The 20,049-nt window shown below is 61.6% G+C and carries 19 protein-coding genes; 12 read left to right on the plus strand and 7 right to left on the minus strand.

The genetic code is table 11. The features are described 5' to 3' along the window. Positions 1–25 precede the first annotated feature (25 nt). Positions 26–1,270, plus strand: a complete 1,245-nt coding sequence (locus AC1RR7_RS10790; protein ID WP_493157364.1) for a metallophosphoesterase family protein — start codon at positions 26–28, stop codon at positions 1,268–1,270. Positions 1,271–1,319: 49 nt separating this feature from the next. On the opposite strand, the gene gbca is transcribed toward AC1RR7_RS10790, so the two are convergent. Then, complete coding sequence (gene gbca / locus AC1RR7_RS10795; protein WP_096817776.1) at positions 1,320–2,612, minus strand: glycine betaine monooxygenase oxygenase subunit; 1,293 nt, start codon at positions 2,610–2,612, stop codon at positions 1,320–1,322. 281 nt (positions 2,613–2,893) lie between these two features. Between gbca and gbcB the strand changes: the two genes are divergently transcribed. Continuing rightward, a complete protein-coding gene (gbcB, locus tag AC1RR7_RS10800; RefSeq protein ID WP_096817778.1) occupies positions 2,894–3,994 on the plus strand; it encodes a glycine betaine monooxygenase reductase subunit in 1,101 nt (366 codons plus the stop codon). A gap of 197 nt (positions 3,995–4,191) precedes the next feature. Here the strand turns inward: gbcB and AC1RR7_RS10805 are convergent, their stop codons facing one another. Together AC1RR7_RS10805 and AC1RR7_RS10810 are read right to left on the minus strand one after the other, a co-directional pair. Then, positions 4,192–5,016, minus strand: coding sequence for an SDR family oxidoreductase (locus tag AC1RR7_RS10805; protein ID WP_493157366.1), 825 nt, complete (start codon positions 5,014–5,016; stop codon positions 4,192–4,194). A gap of 113 nt (positions 5,017–5,129) precedes the next feature. Further along, on the minus strand, positions 5,130–6,170 hold the full coding sequence (locus AC1RR7_RS10810; protein WP_011336276.1) for a threonine aldolase family protein: 1,041 nt from the start codon (positions 6,168–6,170) through the stop codon (positions 5,130–5,132). A gap of 128 nt (positions 6,171–6,298) precedes the next feature. On the opposite strand from AC1RR7_RS10810, the gene AC1RR7_RS10815 reads away from it, so the two are divergent. The 8 genes from AC1RR7_RS10815 (at position 6,299) to fdhA (ending at position 15,941) form a co-directional block, all read left to right on the plus strand. Then, entirely contained in the window at positions 6,299–7,009 is a 711-nt protein-coding gene (locus tag AC1RR7_RS10815; protein ID WP_493157368.1) for a TraX family protein, read from the plus strand. A 156-nt stretch (positions 7,010–7,165) separates the two neighbouring features. After that, complete coding sequence (gene glyA, locus AC1RR7_RS10820) at positions 7,166–8,419, plus strand: serine hydroxymethyltransferase (protein WP_096817789.1); 1,254 nt, start codon at positions 7,166–7,168, stop codon at positions 8,417–8,419. 20 nt (positions 8,420–8,439) lie between these two features. Next, complete coding sequence (locus AC1RR7_RS10825; protein WP_003206307.1) at positions 8,440–9,690, plus strand: sarcosine oxidase subunit beta; 1,251 nt, start codon at positions 8,440–8,442, stop codon at positions 9,688–9,690. Between the two features lie 13 nt (positions 9,691–9,703). Continuing rightward, positions 9,704–10,033, plus strand: a complete 330-nt coding sequence (locus AC1RR7_RS10830; RefSeq protein ID WP_016986286.1) for a sarcosine oxidase subunit delta — start codon at positions 9,704–9,706, stop codon at positions 10,031–10,033. Continuing rightward, positions 10,030–13,047: a sarcosine oxidase subunit alpha gene (locus AC1RR7_RS10835; RefSeq protein ID WP_096817790.1), complete on the plus strand. Its 3,018-nt coding sequence runs from the start codon at positions 10,030–10,032 to the stop codon at positions 13,045–13,047. Before AC1RR7_RS10830 ends, AC1RR7_RS10835 begins: the two co-directional genes overlap by 4 nt. Before the next feature lie 55 nt (positions 13,048–13,102). Beyond that, a complete protein-coding gene (locus AC1RR7_RS10840) occupies positions 13,103–13,735 on the plus strand; it encodes a sarcosine oxidase subunit gamma (protein WP_096817792.1) in 633 nt (210 codons plus the stop codon). 49 nt (positions 13,736–13,784) lie between these two features. Beyond that, on the plus strand, positions 13,785–14,642 hold the full coding sequence (purU, locus tag AC1RR7_RS10845; RefSeq protein ID WP_493157370.1) for a formyltetrahydrofolate deformylase: 858 nt from the start codon (positions 13,785–13,787) through the stop codon (positions 14,640–14,642). 99 nt (positions 14,643–14,741) lie between these two features. Continuing rightward, complete coding sequence (gene fdhA / locus AC1RR7_RS10850) at positions 14,742–15,941, plus strand: formaldehyde dehydrogenase, glutathione-independent (RefSeq protein ID WP_096817794.1); 1,200 nt, start codon at positions 14,742–14,744, stop codon at positions 15,939–15,941. A gap of 41 nt (positions 15,942–15,982) precedes the next feature. Here fdhA and AC1RR7_RS10855 read toward each other — a convergent pair whose 3' ends face one another. Genes AC1RR7_RS10855 through AC1RR7_RS10865 form a run of 3 tightly spaced genes read right to left on the minus strand, consistent with a single transcriptional unit; the run spans position 15,983 to position 17,718 of the window. Then, positions 15,983–16,363 (minus strand): hypothetical protein, encoded by a 381-nt coding sequence (locus AC1RR7_RS10855; RefSeq protein ID WP_493157372.1) that lies wholly within the window; start codon positions 16,361–16,363, stop codon positions 15,983–15,985. A gap of 57 nt (positions 16,364–16,420) precedes the next feature. Continuing rightward, positions 16,421–17,095, minus strand: a complete 675-nt coding sequence (locus AC1RR7_RS10860) for an anti-sigma factor (protein WP_493070037.1) — start codon at positions 17,093–17,095, stop codon at positions 16,421–16,423. Continuing rightward, positions 17,092–17,718 carry a sigma-70 family RNA polymerase sigma factor gene (locus AC1RR7_RS10865; protein WP_493157437.1) on the minus strand — a complete coding sequence of 209 codons (627 nt, stop codon included), beginning with the start codon at positions 17,716–17,718 and terminating at the stop codon, positions 17,092–17,094. Before AC1RR7_RS10865 ends, AC1RR7_RS10860 begins: the two co-directional genes overlap by 4 nt. Before the next feature lie 158 nt (positions 17,719–17,876). Between AC1RR7_RS10865 and AC1RR7_RS10870 the strand changes: the two genes are divergently transcribed. Continuing rightward, a complete protein-coding gene (locus AC1RR7_RS10870; protein ID WP_096817801.1) occupies positions 17,877–18,434 on the plus strand; it encodes a DUF2780 domain-containing protein in 558 nt (185 codons plus the stop codon). Between the two features lies 1 nt (position 18,435). Here the strand turns inward: AC1RR7_RS10870 and yihG are convergent, their stop codons facing one another. Continuing rightward, the gene (yihG, locus tag AC1RR7_RS10875; protein ID WP_102619756.1) at positions 18,436–19,323 is read right to left on the minus strand and encodes a 1-acylglycerol-3-phosphate O-acyltransferase, YihG family; all 888 of its coding nucleotides are present in this window, start codon (positions 19,321–19,323) and stop codon (positions 18,436–18,438) included. 173 nt (positions 19,324–19,496) lie between these two features. Between yihG and rloA2 the strand changes: the two genes are divergently transcribed. Further along, the gene (rloA2, locus tag AC1RR7_RS10880; protein ID WP_102619757.1) at positions 19,497–20,003 is read left to right on the plus strand and encodes a retropepsin-like aspartic peptidase RloA2; all 507 of its coding nucleotides are present in this window, start codon (positions 19,497–19,499) and stop codon (positions 20,001–20,003) included. The last annotated feature ends 46 nt before the right edge of the window (positions 20,004–20,049 follow it).

Genomic DNA, 20,049 nt, shown 5'->3' on the forward strand with positions numbered 1-20,049 from the left:
ACCCCTACGGATAGAGGATTACGTCATGTCGGCAGTCGGTCATCTGAAGCATGAATACGACAAGGTCAAACTGCGTCTGCACGGCCTGTTTACCCGGGTGGAAATGGCCTGGATGAAGCTCATCAGCGAACTGGAACCCGAGGAGTTCCAGGTCATCATCAAGTTGCTCCAGCGCGGTCACGATCAGGCGCAGTACGTGCTCAAGCACGGCGAGTTGCCGGACGACGAGCCGGCGGTGCCGTGGGAGTTGTCCCACGGTTTGTCGATCCTGCGCATCGGTAACGCAACGCCGTTGCCGCAATCGCCCGATCAACTGCAGACCACGGTGCTCAAGGACGGCACGCTGCTGGGGTGTCGCAAGTGGGAGCTGCTGGATCTGCTGTGGAGCGAGGCGCTGCTCAAATGGATCGAAAACCTGCGCCATCACGCAACCTTCGGCACTGATCCGGCGCTGGTGACAATGGAGCGCGAAGTGACGCTGGCGATTGCCGGCGACTGGGGTACCGGGCCGTTCAACAGTCATGCGCCGGCGGTGTCGGTGGCCAACCAGATGCAACTGGCCAACGCCGACTTCACCATTCACCTGGGGGATGTCTATTACGCCGGTACCCATTCCCAGGAAGACACCGACATGGCCGGCTGGCCGATGGGCACCCACGGCTCGTTCACCCTCAATTCCAACCACGAGATGTACAGCGGCGCCCACGGTTACTTCAAGGAACTGGCCGCGCGTTTTCCGGGGCAGCAGGGCACCAGCTACTTTGCCCTGATCAACGACGACTGGCTGATTGTCGGGCTGGACACGGCGTACGCCTCGGATGTCATGAACCTGTACATGGACGGCACCCTGAACAAGCCGCAGATCGAGTGGATGAAAAGTCTGCCGAAACGCAAAAAGCTCATGGTGCTCAGCCACCATCAGGGCTTCGACATCACCGGGCACAACAAGACCGCGCTGTATCAACCGGTATGCGATGCACTGGGGCGCGAGCCGGATTACTGGTACTGGGGGCATTTGCACAACGGCATCGTCTACGCGACTCAGGGTGGACTGCATGCGCGCTGCGCCGGGCACGGGGCGATTCCCTACGGCACCACCAGTGAACTGAACGGGCATTCGGGGGTGCTGTTTTCGGAGACGCAGGATGCGAAGGATCCGGACTATCCGCTGCGGGTGTTGAATGGCTACGCGAAGATCAGGTTGGTGGGGGAGGAGATTTTCGAGGAGTTTATCGGTGAGGATGGATCGGTGAGGTGGTCATCGAAGTGACCCGTTTGATCGTTCCCGCGCAGGACGCGGGAACGATCAATGACGCGAATCAACCCTGAACCGGAACACCTTTGAGATACGGCGCAGGCTCGGCTCCGAGGTTGCTCAGCAACCGCTCGCTGTACCAGTCGACGAAGTTGACCACACCGAACTCATAGGTCTTGGAGTAAGGCCCAGGCTGGTACGCGGTGGAGTTGATCCCGCGCTGGTTTTCTTCGGCCAGACGACGGTCCTGATCGTTGGTCGCGTCCCACACCTGGCGCATGCGCTCGACGTCGTAATCCACGCCTTCGACGGCATCCTTGTGCACCAGCCATTTGGTGGTGACCATGGTTTCCTGGGCGCTGATCGGCCACACGGTGAAGACGATGATGTGGTCGCCCATGCAGTGGTTCCACGAGTGCGGCAGGTGCAGGATGCGCATCGAGCCCAGATCCGGGTTCTTGATCCGGCCCATCAGCTTGGCGCAGCCCTGTTTACCGTCCAGGGTCATCGACACGGTGCCTTTAAGCAGCGGCATGCGCACGATGCGGTTGCGCAGGCCGAAACTGGCGTGGGCGTAAGGGATCTTCTCGGCTTCCCAGGCCGCCGCGGAATCGGCGACGTGGTCCTTGAACGCCTGATCGGCGCGCGGGTCGGTGACGTCGTCCCATTCCAGCAGGGTTTTCAGCAGTTCCGGGTGCGATGCGTTGCAGTGATAGCACTCGCGGTTGTTTTCCAGCACCAGTTTCCAGTTGGCCTTTTCCATCAAGGTGGTGGTAATCGCCACCTTGGTGTTCTCCATGTCGTACGGTTCCATGTAGTGGTTCAGCGTCGACAGGAAGTCATCGATGGCCGGCGGGTTCTCCGCCAGGCTGATGAAGATGTAGCCGCCGGCGGTCTTCACGTTCACCGGTTTGAGGCCGTACTGGTTCATGTCGAAGTCGGCGCCCATCTCGGTGCCGGCGAACAGCAGGCGGCCGTCCAGCTCATACGTCCACTGGTGGTAGTGGCAGACCAGTTTGGCGACCTTGCCCTTGTCGCTGGTGCACAGGCGTGAGCCACGGTGGCGGCAGACGTTGTGGAACGCGTGCACCACGCCTTCGGCGCCACGGATCACGATGATCGGGTTCTTGCCGATCTGCAGCGTCAGGTAGTTGCCCTTGGCCGGGATCTCGCAGGTCATGCCGGCGATCAACCACTCTTTCTGGAAGATCTCCTGCATGTCGATATCGAACAGGCGCTCGTCACTGTAGAACGGTTGCGGCAGCGAGAAGGTGCGCTCGCGCTCTTGCAGCATTTGTGCGGTGGCCTTGCGTGCGGGTTCCAGCGGGTCGCCCAGGCTGATTTTTGCGGTGTCCATCGATGTAATCCTCAAGGCCATCTGCGTGGCCGCGAAAGTGGCTGATCAGGGTTGCAGCGCAAGGTGTAAAGAATCTGTTTGTGTTGGGGCGAGTGTGGGGCCGCCGCAGGCGAGAACCTTATCCATGGGCGACATGGTGCAATCTGTTCCCGACGCGCAACCCCCGGTGGTTGGGGGCTGGTCGCGATAAGTATGTCAATGTCGCGGATAGGTAAACGGGCCGTCTGCGCTATACGCAGAATCGCCACATGAAGGCCGACAGTCGGCCGTGGAGAACAAGCATGTCCAACAGCTTCCTGAATCCGGTCACCACTCAGACCTGGGCCAATGGCCGACACATTGTCCGTTGCGTCAAAGTCATCCAGGAAACCTGGGATGTGCGTACCTTTTGCTTCATGGCCGACCAGCCGATCCTGTTCTTCTTCAAGCCCGGGCAATTCGTGACCCTGGAGCTGGAGATCGACGGCCAGCCGATCATGCGTTCGTACACCATCTCCAGCTCGCCGTCGGTGCCGTACAGCTTTTCGGTGACCATCAAGCGCGTACCGGGGGGCAAGGTGTCCAACTGGCTGCACGACACCCTGCATGAAGGCCAGGAACTGGCGGTGCACGGGCCGGTCGGGTTGTTCAACGCCATCGATTTCCCGAGCCCTAAAGTGCTGTACCTCAGCGGCGGGGTCGGCATCACGCCATGCATGTCCATGGCGCGCTGGTTCTACGACACCAACGGCAACGTCGACATGACGTTCATCCACAGCGCCCGCTCACCGAAAGACATCATTTACCACCGCGAGCTGGAACACATGGCGTCGCGGATCGACAACTTCAGCTTGCACCTGATCTGCGAGAAACACGGGCTGGGCGAGCCGTGGGCCGGCTATCGCGGCTACCTCAACCACAAGATGCTGGAACTGATGGTGCCGGACTTCCTCGAGCGCGAAGTCTTCTGCTGCGGCCCGACGCCGTACATGACGGCGGTCAAGCGCCTGCTGGAAAACGCCGGCTACGACATGAAGCGCTATCACGAAGAATCCTTCGGCGCCACGCCACCGGAAGCCCGCGCGGATGCGGTGGAACAGGCCGAACAGGCAGCGGAAGCGCCGGAAGTGCCGGCGGCGGATCTGCACCTCGTGGAATTCACCTCATCGGACAAGAGCATCCGTGTTGCGCCAGGCGAGACCGTGCATGCGGCCGCAGCGAAAGTTGGGCTGATGATTCCGAAGGCCTGCGGGATGGGGATCTGCGGGACGTGCAAGGTGCTCAAGCTGGGTGGCGAGGTGGAGATGGATCACAACGGCGGGATCACCGAAGACGACGAGGCGGAGGGGTACATTCTTTCTTGCTGCAGTGTGCCGAAGGGGGATGTGCGGATCGAGTATTGAGGGTACTTCAAAAGCTCCCTCACCCCAGCCCTCTCCCGGAGGGAGAGGGAGCCGACCGAGGTGTCTTAAGTGATCCATCGACCTGAACGATCGGGTCGATTATGGATTCGGTACTTTATTTTCAGGTCGGCGTAATCCTTGAGCATCCCCCAATCAGTCCCCTCTCCCTCCGGGAGAGGGTTAGGGTGAGGGGCTTTTCAGTCGATAAACAAATCTGGCATTAGTGCGACGTCGCTTTCCCGTTCAAAACGGTAATGATCAAACTCCGTCACACCGCTCTCCCGCAAGATCTCCTCATCAATCAACAACCGCCCGGTAATCCGCCGTCCGCTGCTACTCAGAATCACATGCGCCGCATCCGCCATGATCGCCGGCGTGCGCGCATGCTTGAACGACTCGCGGTTGCCCAACTGAAACTCGATCGCCGCCGTGGCAACCATGGTCTGCGGCCACAGCGAATTGACGCTGATGCCGTAGTTGGCAAATTCTTCGCTCATCCCGACAGTCAGCATGCTCATGCCGTACTTGGTCACGGTGTAGGGGCTGTATTGCGCGAACCACTTGCTGGCCAGATTCAGCGGTGGTGACAGGTTGAGAATGTGCCCGGAGGATTTCTTCAGATAGGGCAGGGCCGCCTGGCTGCACAGCAACACTGCACGGGTGTTGATCTGGTGCATCAGGTCGAAACGCTTGAGTTCGATGTGCTGCACACCGGTCAGTTTGATCGCCCCGGCGTTGTTCACCAATGCATCGATCCCGCCGAAATGTTCGTTGGCCTGGGCCAGCGCCTGGCGCACTGCCTCTTCATCACGCACATCCAGTTGCAACGCCAAAGCCTTGCCCCCGGCCGCCTCGACTTCAGCGGCGACGCTGTGAATGGTGCCGGGCAACTTGGCGTGCGGTTCGGCGCTCTTGGCGGCGATCACGATATTGGCCCCGTCCCGCGCAGCCCGCAGCGCAATCTCGCGCCCGATGCCACGGCTGGCGCCGGTGATGAACAAGGTTTTGCCTTTTAGCGACATGCGGATGCTCCTGCTTATTGTTATGTGAGCGATGGCTCGGCAAACAATGTAGACGATGGAGCTGAAACGGGAGCTGTGGCGGGGGAGCACGCCCCCTCGCCACGGGGAGGGGATCAGGCCGACATGACTTCGCGGATGTCGCGCGCCAGTTCGCGCACGCGTTCTTCTTCGGTATCCCACGAGCACATGAAGCGGGCGCCGCCCTTGCCGATGAAGGTGTAGAAGCGCCAGCCGCGAGCGGTCAGGGCGGCGATGGCCGGTTCCGAAAGTTGCAGGAACACGCCATTGGCCTGGACCGGGAACATCAGTTCCACGCCCGGGATGTCGCTGACCAGTTCGGCCAGCAGTTGCGCGCAGTGGTTGGCGTGGCGGGCGTATTTGAGCCAGGCGTCGTTTTCCAGGATGCCGACCCACGGGGCGGACAGGAAGCGCATTTTCGAGGCCAGTTGCCCGGCCTGTTTGCAGCGGTAGTCGAAGTCTTCGGCCAGTTTGTGGTTGAAGAACAGGATCGCTTCACCCACCGCCATGCCGTTTTTCGTGCCGCCGAAGCACAGCACGTCGACGCCGGCCTTCCAGGTCAGGTCTGCCGGCGAGCAGCCGAGGAACGCGCAGGCGTTGGAGAAACGCGCGCCGTCCATGTGCAGGTTCAGGCCCAGTTCCTTGCAGGTGTCGCTGATGGCGCGGACTTCTTCCGGGGTATAGACGCTGCCGACTTCGGTGGCCTGGGTCAGGGTCACCACGCGTGGTTTCGGGTAGTGGATGTCCTGGCGCTTGAGGGCGACTTCGCGGATCGAGGCCGGGGTGATCTTGCCGTTTTCGGTGCCGGCGATCAGCAGTTTCGAGCCGTTGGAGAAGAACTCCGGGGCGCCGCATTCGTCGGTTTCGACGTGGGCGGTTTCCGAGCAGATCACGCTGTGATAACTCTGGCACAGCGACGACAGCGCCAGCGAGTTGGCGGCGGTGCCGTTGAAGGCGAAGAACACTTCGCAGTCGGTCTCGAACAGTTTGCGGAAATCATCCGAGGCGCGTGCGGTCCACTCATCGTCGCCATAGGCGCGCTGGTGGCCGTGGTTGGCCTGTTCCATGGCAGCCCAGGCTTCAGGGCAGATACCGGAGTAGTTGTCGCTGGCGAATTGTTGGCTCTTGTCGGTCATGGCCGGCTTCCGTGATCGAGGCGCTTGTGGCGCTTCGTGGGGTCAATGATGGTGCGCACTTTACCGAAGATCATCCGGGGAGCACACGGGATGTCGCTGACAGAACATTACAGGGATGCGGGTCGATTATGCACCTGAGCCGACGCGACGGCGCACTCGATCTGCTCAAGTGGCTGGCGCTGCTGAGCATGCTGCTCGATCACCTGCGATATGTCGGGATCAGCGCCGATTGGCTGTATGTGCCGGGGCGGTTGGCGTTCCCGTGGTTCTGCCTGGCGATGGCGGCGAACCTGGCGCGTGACGGGGCGCGCAAGACCGAATGGCGCTATCCGGGCTGGTTGCTGCTGTTCAGTCTGCTCAGCGAGATTCCCTACCGTTTGTACATTCCCGATCCCGACACCTTGAACGTGATGCCCACGCTGGCGCTGGGCTTGCTGGTGGCGCGAGGCTGGCAGGATCGAACGGCGATTTCGCGACTGCTGGGCATCAGCGCCTTGCTGGTGGCTGCGTTGCTCCCGGAGCGACTGATGTTCGGTCTGTTCGGCATCCTGCTGCCGCTGGCGATGTTGCTGGCGTTTCGCAAACCCTGGTATTTCAGCCTGCTGCCGGGTCTGGTGTGTCTGGCGGCGAATCAGTGGCAGGTGCTCTACGAGTCCGCGCAGTTCGGCAACCGTGTGGCGATCTTCGGCATCGCGACATGCCTGATGGCGCCACTGCTCGGAATGTTCCTGTTGCGACATGTCACTTTCCTCCGCGCGCCACCCATGCGTCGCTGGGCGTATGTGCTCTATCCCGCGCATTTCATGGTTCTTCTGGGCTTGCGCCAGCTGCTTGTTTGAGTCCGTCGCCCCCGCCATGTCGTAAACGCACCTTTGCGTGGCGTCCGTAGGCATTTGACCTCCCTGCGCCGGCCATACCATCGCATCAAAGGGCACTGCCGAAACGCCGTGCCTTACCGAGACGAATGGCGCACAGATGCCGCTGGGAGAGACGCGATGTTCAGCAAGCAAGACCAGATCCAGGGTTACGACGATGCACTGCTGGCGGCGATGAATGCCGAGGAGCAACGTCAGGAAGATCACATCGAGCTGATCGCGTCGGAGAACTACACCAGCAAACGCGTCATGGAAGCGCAAGGCAGCGGCCTGACCAACAAATACGCCGAAGGTTATCCGGGCAAGCGCTACTACGGTGGCTGCGAGCACGTCGACAAGGTCGAAGCGCTGGCCATCGAACGCGCCAAGCAACTGTTCGGCGCCGATTACGCCAACGTCCAGCCGCACTCCGGTTCCTCGGCCAACAGCGCTGTCTATCTGGCGCTGATCCAGGCTGGCGACACCATCCTTGGCATGAGTCTGGCCCATGGCGGTCACCTGACCCACGGCGCCAAGGTTTCGTCTTCGGGCAAGCTGTATAACGCCGTGCAGTACGGCATCGACACCAAGACCGGCCTGATCGATTACGACGAAGTCGAGCGTCTGGCCGTCGAGCACAAACCGAAAATGATCGTCGCCGGTTTCTCGGCCTACTCGAAAACCCTCGACTTCCCGCGCTTCCGTCAGATCGCCGACAAGGTCGGTGCGCTGCTGTTCGTCGACATGGCCCACGTGGCTGGTCTGGTGGCTGCCGGTCTGTACCCGAACCCGCTGCCGTACGCCGACGTGGTCACCACCACCACTCACAAGACCCTGCGTGGTCCGCGTGGCGGCCTGATCCTGGCCAAGGCCAACGAAGAGATCGAGAAGAAGCTCAACGCGGCGGTATTCCCCGGCGCCCAGGGCGGCCCGCTGATGCACGTCATCGCCGGTAAAGCCGTGTGCTTCAAGGAAGCGCTGGAGCCAGGCTTCAAGGCCTATCAGCAACAAGTGATCGATAACGCCCAGGCGATGGCGAGCGTATTTATCAAACGTGGCTACGATGTAGTGTCCGGCGGCACCGACAACCACCTGTTCCTGGTCAGCCTGATCCGTCAGGGCCTCACCGGTAAAGACGCGGACGCCGCCCTCGGTCGCGCTCACATCACCGTCAACAAGAACGCCGTACCGAACGACCCGCAGTCGCCGTTCGTCACCTCCGGCCTGCGCATCGGCACCCCGGCGGTGACCACGCGCGGCTTCAAGGTGACCCAGTGCGTGACGCTGGCCGGCTGGATCTGCGACATCCTCGACAACCTCGGCGACGCCGATGTCGAGGCCAATGTCGCCCAGCAGGTTTCGGCCCTGTGCGCTGACTTCCCGGTTTATCGCTGAGCGTTCTGGAGTACATGACTATGCAACGCTATTCGGGCTTCGGCCTCTTCAAACACTCCCTCAGCCACCACGAAAACTGGCAGCGCATGTGGCGCACGCCGACCCCGAAGAAGGTCTACGACGTAGTCATCGTCGGCGGCGGCGGGCATGGCCTGGCGACTGCCTACTATCTGGCCAAAGAGCACGGCATCACCAACGTGGCCGTGGTCGAGAAGGGCTGGCTGGGCGGCGGTAACACCGCGCGCAACACCACCATCGTTCGCTCCAACTACCTGTGGGACGAGTCGGCGCACCTGTACGAGCACGCGATGAAACTGTGGGAAGGCCTGTCTCAGGACCTGAACTACAACGTGATGTTCTCCCAGCGCGGCGTCTACAACCTGTGCCACACCCTGCAGGACATTCGTGATTCCGAGCGTCGGGTCAGCGCCAACCGCCTCAACGGCGTCGACGGCGAACTGCTCAACGCCAAGCAAGTCGCGGACGAGATTCCGTACCTCGACTGCTCGAAAAACACCCGCTACCCGGTGATGGGCGCAACCGTCCAGCGTCGCGGCGGCGTGGCCCGTCACGATGCAGTGGCCTGGGGCTTTGCCCGTGCCGCCGACGCCTTGGGCGTGGACCTGATCCAGCAGACCGAAGTGATCGGTTTCCGCAAGGAAAACGGCGTGTGCATCGGCGTTGAAACCAACAAGGGCTTCATCGGCGCCAAGCGCGTCGGCGTGGTCACCGCCGGTAACTCCGGGCACATGGCCAAGCTCGCCGGTTTCCGTCTGCCGATCGAATCCCACCCGTTGCAGGCACTGGTGTCCGAGCCGATCAAACCGATCATCGACAGCGTGATCATGTCCAACGCCGTGCACGGTTACATCAGCCAGTCCGACAAGGGCGACCTGGTGATCGGTGCCGGTATCGACGGCTACAACGGCTACGGCCAGCGCGGTTCGTACCCGGTGATCGAGCACACCATCCAGGCCATCGTCGAGATGTTCCCGGTGCTGTCGCGGGTACGCATGAACCGTCAGTGGGGCGGCATCGTCGACACCACGCCGGACGCCTGCCCGATCATTTCGAAAACCCCGGTGCCGAACATGTTCTTCAACTGCGGTTGGGGCACCGGTGGCTTCAAGGCCACACCTGGCTCGGGCAACGTGTTTGCCGCGAGTCTGGCCAAGGGTGAAATGCACCCGCTGGCCGCACCTTTCTCCATCGACCGTTTCCACAACGGTGCGTTGATCGACGAACACGGCGCTGCGGCTGTCGCCCACTAACAGGAGAAATCCCATGTTGCATATCTTCTGTCCTCACTGCGGCGAACTGCGCTCCGAAGAGGAATTCCACGCATCCGGCCAGGCGCACATCCCGCGTCCGCTGGACCCAGGCGCCTGCACTGATGAAGAGTGGGGCGACTACATGTTCTTCCGCGACAACCCTCGCGGCCTGCACCACGAGTTGTGGGATCACGTCGCCGGTTGCCGCCAGTACTTCAACGTCACCCGCGACACCGTGACCTACGAGATTCTCGAAACCTACAAGATCGGCACCAAGCCGCAATTCACCGACAAGGCTGACACTGCGAAAACAGCCACGACGGCGCTGGGAGAGAAGGTATGAGCCAGACCAATCGCCTGTCCAACGGTGGACGGATCGACCGCAACAAAGTGCTGAGCTTCACCTTCAACGGCCAGGTCTACAAAGGTTTCGAAGGCGATTCGCTGGCCGCTGCACTGCTGGCCAACGGCGTCGACATCATTGGCCGCAGCTTCAAGTATTCGCGTCCACGCGGCATCTTCGCCGCCGGTGCCGAAGAGCCGAACGCGGTGCTGCAGATCGGTGCTACCGAAGCCACCCAGATCCCCAACGTGCGCGCCACGCAACAGGCGTTGTACCAAGGCCTGGTCGCCACCAGCACCAACGGCTGGCCGAGCGTCAACAACGACATGATGGGGATTCTCGGCAAGGTCGGCGGCAAGCTGATGCCACCGGGTTTCTACTACAAAACCTTCATGTACCCGCAATCGTTCTGGATGACTTACGAGAAGTACATTCGTAAGGCAGCAGGTCTTGGCCGTTCGCCGACCGAGAACGATCCGGACACCTACGACTACATGAACCAGCACTGCGACGTGCTGATCGTCGGCGCCGGCCCGGCCGGTCTGGCGGCTGCCCTGGCGGCTGCGCGCAGCGGTGCGCGGGTGATCATCGCCGACGAGCAGGAAGAGTTCGGCGGCAGCCTGCTCGACTCCCGCGAAAGCCTCGATGGCAAGCCTGCGGTGGAGTGGGTCGCCAGTGTCGTTGCCGAATTGAAGAACACCCCGGACGTGCTGCTGTTGCCGCGCGCCACGGTCAACGGTTACCACGACCACAACTTCCTGACCATTCACGAACGCCTCACCGATCACCTCGGCGACCGCGCTCCGATTGGCCAGGTGCGTCAGCGCATTCACCGCGTCCGCGCCAAGCGCGTGGTGCTGGCGACCGGTGCCCACGAGCGTCCGCTGGTCTACGGCAACAACGACGTGCCGGGCAACATGCTCGCCGGTGCTGTGTCGACTTACGTGCGTCGCTACGGTGTGGCTCCGGGCAAGAAGCTGGTGCTGTCGACCAACAACGATCACGCCTATCGCGTGGCGCTGGATTGGCTCGATGCCAGCCTGCAAGTCGTGGCCATCGCCGACGCCCGCAGCAATCCGCGCGGTGCGCTGGTGGAAGAGGCGCGCGCCAAAGGTATCCGCATCCTCACCGGCAGCGCCGTGATCGAGGCTCGTGGCAGCAAGCACGTCACCGCTGCCCGCGTGGCGGCGATCGATGTCAAAGGTCACAAGGTCACCAGCCCGGGCGAATGGCTCGACTGCGACCTGATCGCCAGCTCCGGCGGTTACAGCCCGGTGGTTCACCTGGCGTCGCACCTCGGCGGCAAGCCGATCTGGCGCGAAGACATCCTCGGTTTCGTACCGGGCGAAGCACCGCAGAAGCGCGTGTGCGTCGGTGGTATCAACGGCGTCTACGGTCTCGGCGATTCCCTGGCCGACGGTTTTGAAGGTGGCGTGCGCGCTGCGTCCGAAGCCGGGTTCCAGACCGTTGAAGGCGTGTTGCCGAAAGCCTTGAGCCGTCACGAAGAGCCGACGCTGGCGCTGTTCCAGGTGCCGCATGAAAAGAACACCTCACGGGCACCGAAGCAATTCGTCGACCTGCAGAACGACGTGACCGCCGCCGCCATCGAACTGGCGACCCGCGAAGGTTTCGAGTCGGTCGAGCACGTCAAGCGCTACACCGCGCTGGGCTTCGGCACCGATCAGGGCAAGCTCGGCAACGTCAACGGTCTGGCGATTGCCGCCCGTTCGCTGAACGTGACCATCCCGCAGATGGGCACCACGATGTTCCGTCCGAACTACACGCCGGTGACTTTCGGCGCGGTAGCGGGCCGTCACTGTGGGCACATTTTCGAACCTGTGCGTTACACCGCACTGCATCAATGGCACCTGAAAAACGGCGCCGAGTTCGAAGACGTCGGCCAGTGGAAACGTCCGTGGTACTTCCCGAAAAACGGCGAAGACATGCATGCCGCCGTCAAACGCGAATGCAAGGCTGTGCGTGACAGCGTTGGCCTGCTGGACGCTTCGACCCTGGGCAAGATCGACATCCAGGGCCCGGACGCCCGTGAGTTCCTCAACCGCGTTTACACCAACGCCTGGACCAAGCTCGACGTGGGCAAGGCCCGTTACGGTCTGATGTGCAAGGAAGACGGCATGGTCTTCGATGACGGTGTGACGGCGTGTCTGGCCGACAACCATTTCGTCATGACCACCACCACCGGCGGCGCGGCTCGCGTGCTGCAGTGGCTGGAGCTGTACCACCAGACCGAATGGCCAGAGATGAAGGTGTACTTCACCTCCGTCACCGACCACTGGGCGACCATGACCCTGTCCGGCCCGAACAGCCGCAAGCTGCTCAGCGCCGTGACCGACATCGACCTCGCCAACGAAGCGTTCCCGTTCATGACCTGGAAAGAAGGTCTGGTCGGCGGTGTGCCGGCGCGGGTGTTCCGCATCTCGTTCACCGGTGAGCTGTCGTACGAAGTCAACGTCCAGGCCGACTACGCGATGGGTGTTTTGGAGAAGATTGTTGAGGCGGGGAAGGCGTTCAACCTGACGCCATATGGCACTGAAACCATGCACGTGCTGCGGGCCGAGAAGGGCTTCATCATCGTCGGCCAGGACACCGACGGCTCGATGACCCCGGACGACCTGAACATGGGCTGGTGTGTCGGTCGCACCAAACCGTTCTCGTGGATCGGCCAGCGCGGCATGAACCGTGAAGACTGCGTGCGTGACCAGCGCAAACAGCTGGTGGGCCTGAAACCGATCGACCCGAACGTATGGCTGCCGGAAGGTGCACAGCTGGTGTTCAACACCAAGCAGTCGATCCCGATGACCATGGTCGGCCACGTGACCTCCAGCTACGCGCACAACTCCCTCGGTTATTCGTTTGCCATGGGCGTGGTGAAGGGTGGTCTGAAGCGTCTGGGCGAGCGGGTGTTCGCACCACTGGCGGATGGTAGCGTGATCGAAGCGGAAATCGTTTCTTCGGTGTTCTTCGATCCGAAAGGCGATCGCCAGAACATCTAATTGATCGCTCCCGCGCCTGGCGCGGGAGCGGCACAGAATTCAGGAAGGGTGCTTTATGACCGCAGCCAACGTTTACCAACAACGCCCGACCACCGGGGCCAAGGCCGAGTCGTCGCTGCATCACGCCGACCTCGCCAGCCTGGTGGGCAAGGGCCGCAAAAGCGCCGGCGTGACCGTGCGTGAGAAGAAACTCCTCGGCCATCTGACCATTCGTGGCGACGGCCACGATGCCGCGTTCGCGGCCGGCGTGCACAAGGCCCTGGGCATCGAGTTGCCGGGCGCCCTGAGCGTCATCGTCAAAGGCGAAACCAGCCTGCAATGGATGGGCCCGGACGAGTGGCTGCTGATCGTGCCGAGCGGTGAAGAGTTCGCCGCCGAGCAGAAACTGCGCGAAGCGCTGGGCGATCTGCACATTGCGATCGTCAACGTCAGCGGCGGCCAGCAAGTGCTCGAACTGAGCGGCCCGAACGTGCGTCAGGTGCTGATGAAGTCCACCAGCTACGACGTGCACCCGAACAACTTCCCGGTCGGCAAGGCTGTGGGCACGGTGTTCGCCAAGTCGCAGCTGATGATCCGTCATACCGCCGAAGACACTTGGGAACTGCTGATTCGTCGCAGTTTCTCGGATTACTGGTGGTTGTGGTTGCAGGATGCGTCCGCCGAATACGGCCTTAGCGTTCAGGCGTAATGATCGTTCCCACGCTGTGCGTGGGAGCGAGTAGAGGAGAAAAACGACAATGAGCCGCGCCCCGGATACATGGATTCTGACCGCCGACTGCCCCAGCGTTCTCGGCACCGTGGACGCGGTGACGCGTTTTCTGTTCGAGCAGGGCTGCTACGTCACTGAGCACCACTCGTTCGACGACCGGCTCTCGGGTCGCTTCTTCATTCGTGTGGAATTCCGTCAGCCCGACGGTTTTGACGAGCAATCCTTCCGCGCCGGTCTCGCCGAACGCGGTCAGGCGTTCGGCATGATCTTCGAACTGACCGCGCCGAACTACCGGCCGAAAGTGGTGATCATGGTCTCCAAGGCCGATCACTGTCTTAATGACTTGCTCTACCGCCAACGCATCGGTCAGTTGTCGATGGACGTGGCGGCAGTGGTGTCCAACCACCCGGACCTCAAGCCGCTGGCCGACTGGCACCAGATTCCCTACTTCCACTTCCCCCTCGACCCCAACGACAAGCCGTCGCAGGAGCGTCAGGTGTGGCAGGTGATCGAAGAGTCCGGCGCCGAACTGGTGATCCTCGCCCGCTACATGCAGGTGCTGTCGCCGGAGCTGTGCCGCAAGCTCGATGGCAAGGCGATCAACATTCATCACTCGCTGCTGCCGGGCTTCAAGGGCGCCAAGCCGTATCACCAGGCCTACAACAAGGGCGTGAAACTGGTGGGTGCGACGGCGCACTACATCAACAACGACCTGGACGAGGGGCCGATCATCGCCCAGGGCGTCGAGGCGGTGGATCACAGTCATTACCCCGAAGACCTGATTGCCAAGGGCCGCGACATCGAAGGCCTGACCCTGGCACGGGCGGTGGGTTATCACATCGAGCGACGGGTGTTCCTGAACGCCAACCGCACCGTCGTTCTTTGAGTCACAGACAACGCAAGACCAACAAGCAATAACCCGAGCACTTAACGCGCTGCCTGCCTGGGCGGCGCGGTTCCATAAAAACAACAGCGAGGTGAAAGCATGTCTGGCAATCGTGGTGTGGTGTATCTCGGCGCTGGCAAGGTCGAAGTACAGAAAATCGACTATCCGAAAATGCAGGATCCGCGCGGCAGGAAGATCGAGCACGGTGTGATCCTGCGTGTGGTTTCAACCAACATTTGCGGCTCCGACCAGCACATGGTGCGCGGCCGCACCACGGCGCAGACCGGTCTGGTGCTGGGCCACGAGATCACTGGTGAAGTGATTGAAAAAGGCTCCGACGTCGAGAACCTGAAGATCGGCGATCTGGTGTCCGTTCCGTTCAACGTGGCTTGTGGGCGCTGCCGTTCCTGCAAGGAGCAACACACCGGCGTCTGCCTGACCGTCAACCCGGCCCGTGCCGGCGGTGCCTACGGTTACGTCGACATGGGCGACTGGACCGGCGGCCAGGCCGAGTACGTGCTGGTGCCGTACGCCGACTTCAACCTGCTGAAACTGCCGGACCGCGACAAGGCCATGGAGAAAATCCGTGACCTGACCTGCCTCTCAGACATTCTGCCGACCGGTTACCACGGCGCCGTTACTGCAGGCGTTGGCCCGGGCAGCACCGTTTACATCGCGGGCGCCGGCCCGGTCGGTCTGGCCGCTGCCGCTTCGGCCCGTCTGCTGGGCGCGGCGGTGGTCATCATCGGCGACGTCAACACCATCCGCCTGGCCCACGCCAAGGCTCAGGGTTTCGAAATCGTCGACCTGTCGAAAGACACTCCGCTGCACGAGCAGATCGCCGCACTGCTGGGCGAACCGGAAGTGGATTGCGCGGTGGACTGCGTGGGCTTCGAAGCCCGTGGTCATGGCCATGACGGCGTCAAATCCGAAGCCCCGGCCACCGTGCTCAACTCGCTGATGGGCGTGGTGCGCGTAGCTGGCAAGATCGGTATTCCGGGCCTGTACGTGACCGAAGATCCGGGTGCTGTGGATGCTGCCGCAAAAATGGGCAGCCTGAGCATCCGCTTCGGCCTCGGCTGGGCCAAATCCCACAGCTTCCACACAGGGCAAACCCCGGTGATGAAGTACAACCGCCAACTGATGCAGGCAATCATGTGGGACCGGATCAACATTGCCGAAGTGGTGGGCGTGCAGGTCATCAGCCTCGACCAGGCGCCGGAAGGTTACGGCGAGTTCGATGCGGGCGTGCCGAAGAAGTTTGTGATTGATCCGCACAAGTTGTTCAGTGCGGCGTAAGCATCAAGGTATAAAGAAAGGCGACCTACGGGTCGCCTTTTTTACTGGATGTTGAATGCGCAGAGCGTGAGCTTTTCGGAGCTGCACTGGTTTTCTTTCCAGTTGCCTTTGGCGACGGGGCGAGCCTTTTTCGCCTCTTTCAACGTTAGCTGCATCGTGCGATCAGACTGGTCCTTGTAATCGCAAGTCAGGACTGGGTCATCTATTTTTGCCCCGGTGAACGATGCCGTTTTCAGATCGAACTCCTCCGCACCAGTACCCATCCATGTCGTGCCTTTGGATGCCGGTGCCGTGAATACGTACGTCCCGCTTTCGGTGCTGACTTGGTCAATGTGCGCTGCCTTTGGGCAAATCAAGGTTTGCGCATGGACAGAAGACATGATGAAAAAAGAAAGTGCACCCAGCAATAGTTGTGATCGCATCTTTTAAACCCTCTGGAGTAAAAAGACCTCTGGACCTTGAGCCGGATTTGATTGACTTCATAATCCCGCCAATGCCCCTTGATACAATACCGGCCCCGTCGGCTGCCCGGTCGGCGATCCACCTTTCGGTTCAAGGCTCACCGCCAGCGCAATCGGCTTGCCGATCAACGCCTTCTGCGCGTCGTTCAATTCAACCTTGCCTTTGCCGCCCGCCGGGATCACACCCAGCGAGATCGGCTTGCCATCGGCCGGAATCGCCCACAGTTCCAGACTGCGCTGAGGATCGACCGCCGCCAATGTCAGCGGCTCGACTTGCAGGTAATCGTCATGCGCCTCGACCTTCAGCGCCGGTTTCGCGTCGGCGCTCAGCAGGGTGGCGCGGTAGCGGGCGTCGTCGTGGGTGTACAGCGAGCCGAGGAACACCAGCACCACGATTGAAGCCAGTGCCGCCGTCACCCGCAGCCAGTTCCAGAACGGACGCTTCTCGGGGACGTGCAGCACCTGCGGCTCGATACGCGCAGTAACGCCGTGCCACACGCGCTCCGGCACTGGAATCTCCGGCAATGTTTCGGTGAGGCTGGCGAGGCTTTCCTGCCAGTGCGCCAGTTCGACGCGCAGGGCCGCGTCTTCCAGCAGCAACTGCTCGAAACGCCGACGGGCCGGCGCAGCCATCAAGCCGATGGCGTAATCGGCGGCGAGGGCGCGGCGCAGGGCAGGGGTCTGGTAGTTCATGATTCAAGGCACCGGCGCAGGCGTTCCATGCCACGGCGAATCCATGATTTGACCGAGCCGAGCGGCGCCGCCAGATGCTCGGCCAGTTCCGAGCAGGACAAACCCTGAAAGTACGCCACGGTAATCGACCGGCGCTGCATGCCTTCGAGGGTTTCCAGGCAGCGGTTCAGGGCTATGGCCTCGCGGGCGCTGTTCAATTGGTCATGGGCCGACGGGCTTTCGTCCGCCAGAGCGTCCTGTTCAACATCGGTCAGAGGCCGGTCTCGGTGCTTGCGCAATTGGTCGATGGCCTGGTTGCGGGTGATGTTGATCATCCAGGTCATTGGCGCCGACAGGTGCGATTCGTAGCGCGAGGCGTTGTTCCAGATCCGCACGAAGCTTTCCTGCAACACTTCCTCGGCCAGATCCGGGCGCCCCATGAACCGCAGGGCAACGCCGTGCAGGCGCGGGCCCACGCTGCGGTACAGCGTTTCGAAGGCACGGCGGTCGCCCAGTGAACACTGGGCCAGCAATTGCCGCAGCTGATCGGTGTCGGCGAGGGTAATGACAAGTCTCCAGACAGGGCGGGCGCTGGTTTCGGGTAGTTCACAGGCTAGTTCAGCTGCTGCGCTCGTGCCATTCATCATGGGGTTTCCGGGGTTTCCGGGGTTTCACGTTTCATATACGCGGCCGGGTTCAGAATGGATGCGCTACGCTCGGAACATGCTGGCGGATACTCGGTCAAACCGGCAGTTTGTCCCTTCGCTGACGAAGGGTTTTTACGCCACAAGAGGATGTCTGAATGAAGATTTCACGCGGTTTTGCCCTGGCATCGCTCCTGACCCTGGCGGCAGGTCCGGTATTTGCCGGTTTCAGCCTGAGCGACGTTGCCGGTGCGGTGTCGGGCATGCAGGGCGGTGACAAGGCTGCGGCAGCGGCGCCAACCTCGGAAACCGCCGGTCTGTTGAGTGCACTGAGCGCGCTGAATGTCACGCCGCAGCAAGCGGTCGGCGGTACCAGTGCCATGCTGGGGCTGGCGAAAAACCAGCTCAGCAACACTGACTATTCGCAGTTGGCCAAGGATGTGCCGGGGATCGACAAACTTTCCGGTGGCGGCGGCAATCTGGCGGCGTTGAGCGGGTTGCTCGGATCGTCCGGCAAATCCGCCGGGCTGGAAAACGCGCTGGGCAACGTCAAGGACACCAATGACTTGAACAATGCCTTTGGGGCGTTGGGCATGGACAGCGGCATGGTTGGCCAGTTTGCCCCGATACTGCTGCAATACCTCGGTCAGCAGGGTGTCGGCGGCTCGCTGTTGCAAAGCCTGGGCAGCATCTGGGGCACCGGCGCCGGCAGTTGATTCAACGGCGCCCGCCGCGCAGTTCGGCGATGCGCTGATCTTTCTCGGTCCAGAGCTGGTTGACCCAGTTCTGGATCTTCTCGCGAAACACCGGATCGTTTTCGTAGTCGCCCTGCCACAGCGCCGGGTCGAGTTCACGAGTACGGATATCGATGATCACGCGCGGCACGTTACCGCTGATCAGGTCCCAGAAACCCGGAATCTTCGGCTGTGGATAAACCACGGTCACATCCAGAATCGCGTCCAGCTGTTCACCCATCGCCGCCAGCACAAACGCCACACCGCCCGCCTTGGGCTTGAGCAGATGGCTGAACGGTGATTGTTGCTGCGTGCTTTTGGCCGCGGTATAGCGAGTGCCTTCCAGATAGTTGACCACCGTCACCGGCTGACGCTTGAACAGCTCGCACGCGGCTTTGGTGATTTCCAGGTCCTTGCCGGCCAGTTCCGGGTGCTTCGCCAGGAACGCCTTGGTGTAGCGTTTCATGAACGGGTAATCCAGCGCCCACCAGGCCAGGCCCAGGAACGGCACCCAGATCAATTCTTTCTTGAGGAAGAACTTGAAGAACGGCGTGCGCCGGTTAAGGGTCTGGATCAACGCCGGGATGTCGACCCAGGACTGATGGTTGCTGATCACCAGATACGACGTGTCGCCACGCAGATCATCGCCGCCACGAATGTCCCATTGCGTCGGGATGCACAGGCGGAAGATCAGTTTGTCGATTTCCGCCCAGGTCTCGGCGATCCACATCACCGCCCACGAGGCGTAATCGCGAAAGCGTCCCGGCAGGATCAGCTTGAGCAGGGCGAACACCATCAGCGGGCCGAACAGCACCAGGGTGTTGAGTAATAACAGCAGGGTGACGAAACAGCCGGTGAGCAGGCGGCGCATAAGCAACTCTATGAAAGCGGATGGGCGCGCCATGATAAGTGGCTTCGGGCGACAGGCCAAATCGCGGGTTACGAATGTTTCACCTTTGGCGCGTTAGCCTTGCGGGAACGATCAAGTGAACAGCGGTCTAAAATCTCGCGTCTGACGCCCCATTTCTCAAGGAAGCCCCTTACGTGAAATCCCTCCTTGCTTTGCTTTCCCTTGTTGCCCTGCCGGTGCTGGCCGCCGAGCCGACCCTGTACGGGCGTTACGAATACATCGCGCTGCCGGAAATCGGCGGGCAAGTGCTCAAGGCAAAAATGGACACCGGCGCGCTGACCGCTTCGCTGTCGGCCAAGGACATCGAGACTTTCACCCGCGACGGCGAAGACTGGGTGCGTTTCCGTCTCGCGACCAAGGACGCCAGCAACAAGGTGTTCGAACACAAGATTGCGCGGATCAGCAAGATCAAGAGCCGCTCCGACGAGGACGACGAGGATCGCGACACCACGGAAGCCGCCAAGCGCCCGGTGGTCGATCTGGAGCTGTGCCTGGGCAACGTCAAGCGTACCGTGGAGGTCAACCTGACCGACCGCAGCCATTTCAACTACCCGCTGCTGATCGGTGCCAAGGCCTTGCGTGAGTTCGGCGCAGCGGTAAACCCGGCGCGTCGATTCACCGCCGACAAGCCAGACTGCTAAGTGGTCTCATTGACGTAACGTCAGGCTTGGGGCACCGTTCGCGCAC

The organism is Pseudomonas sp. GW821-FHT11G12 (assembly GCF_058808055.1).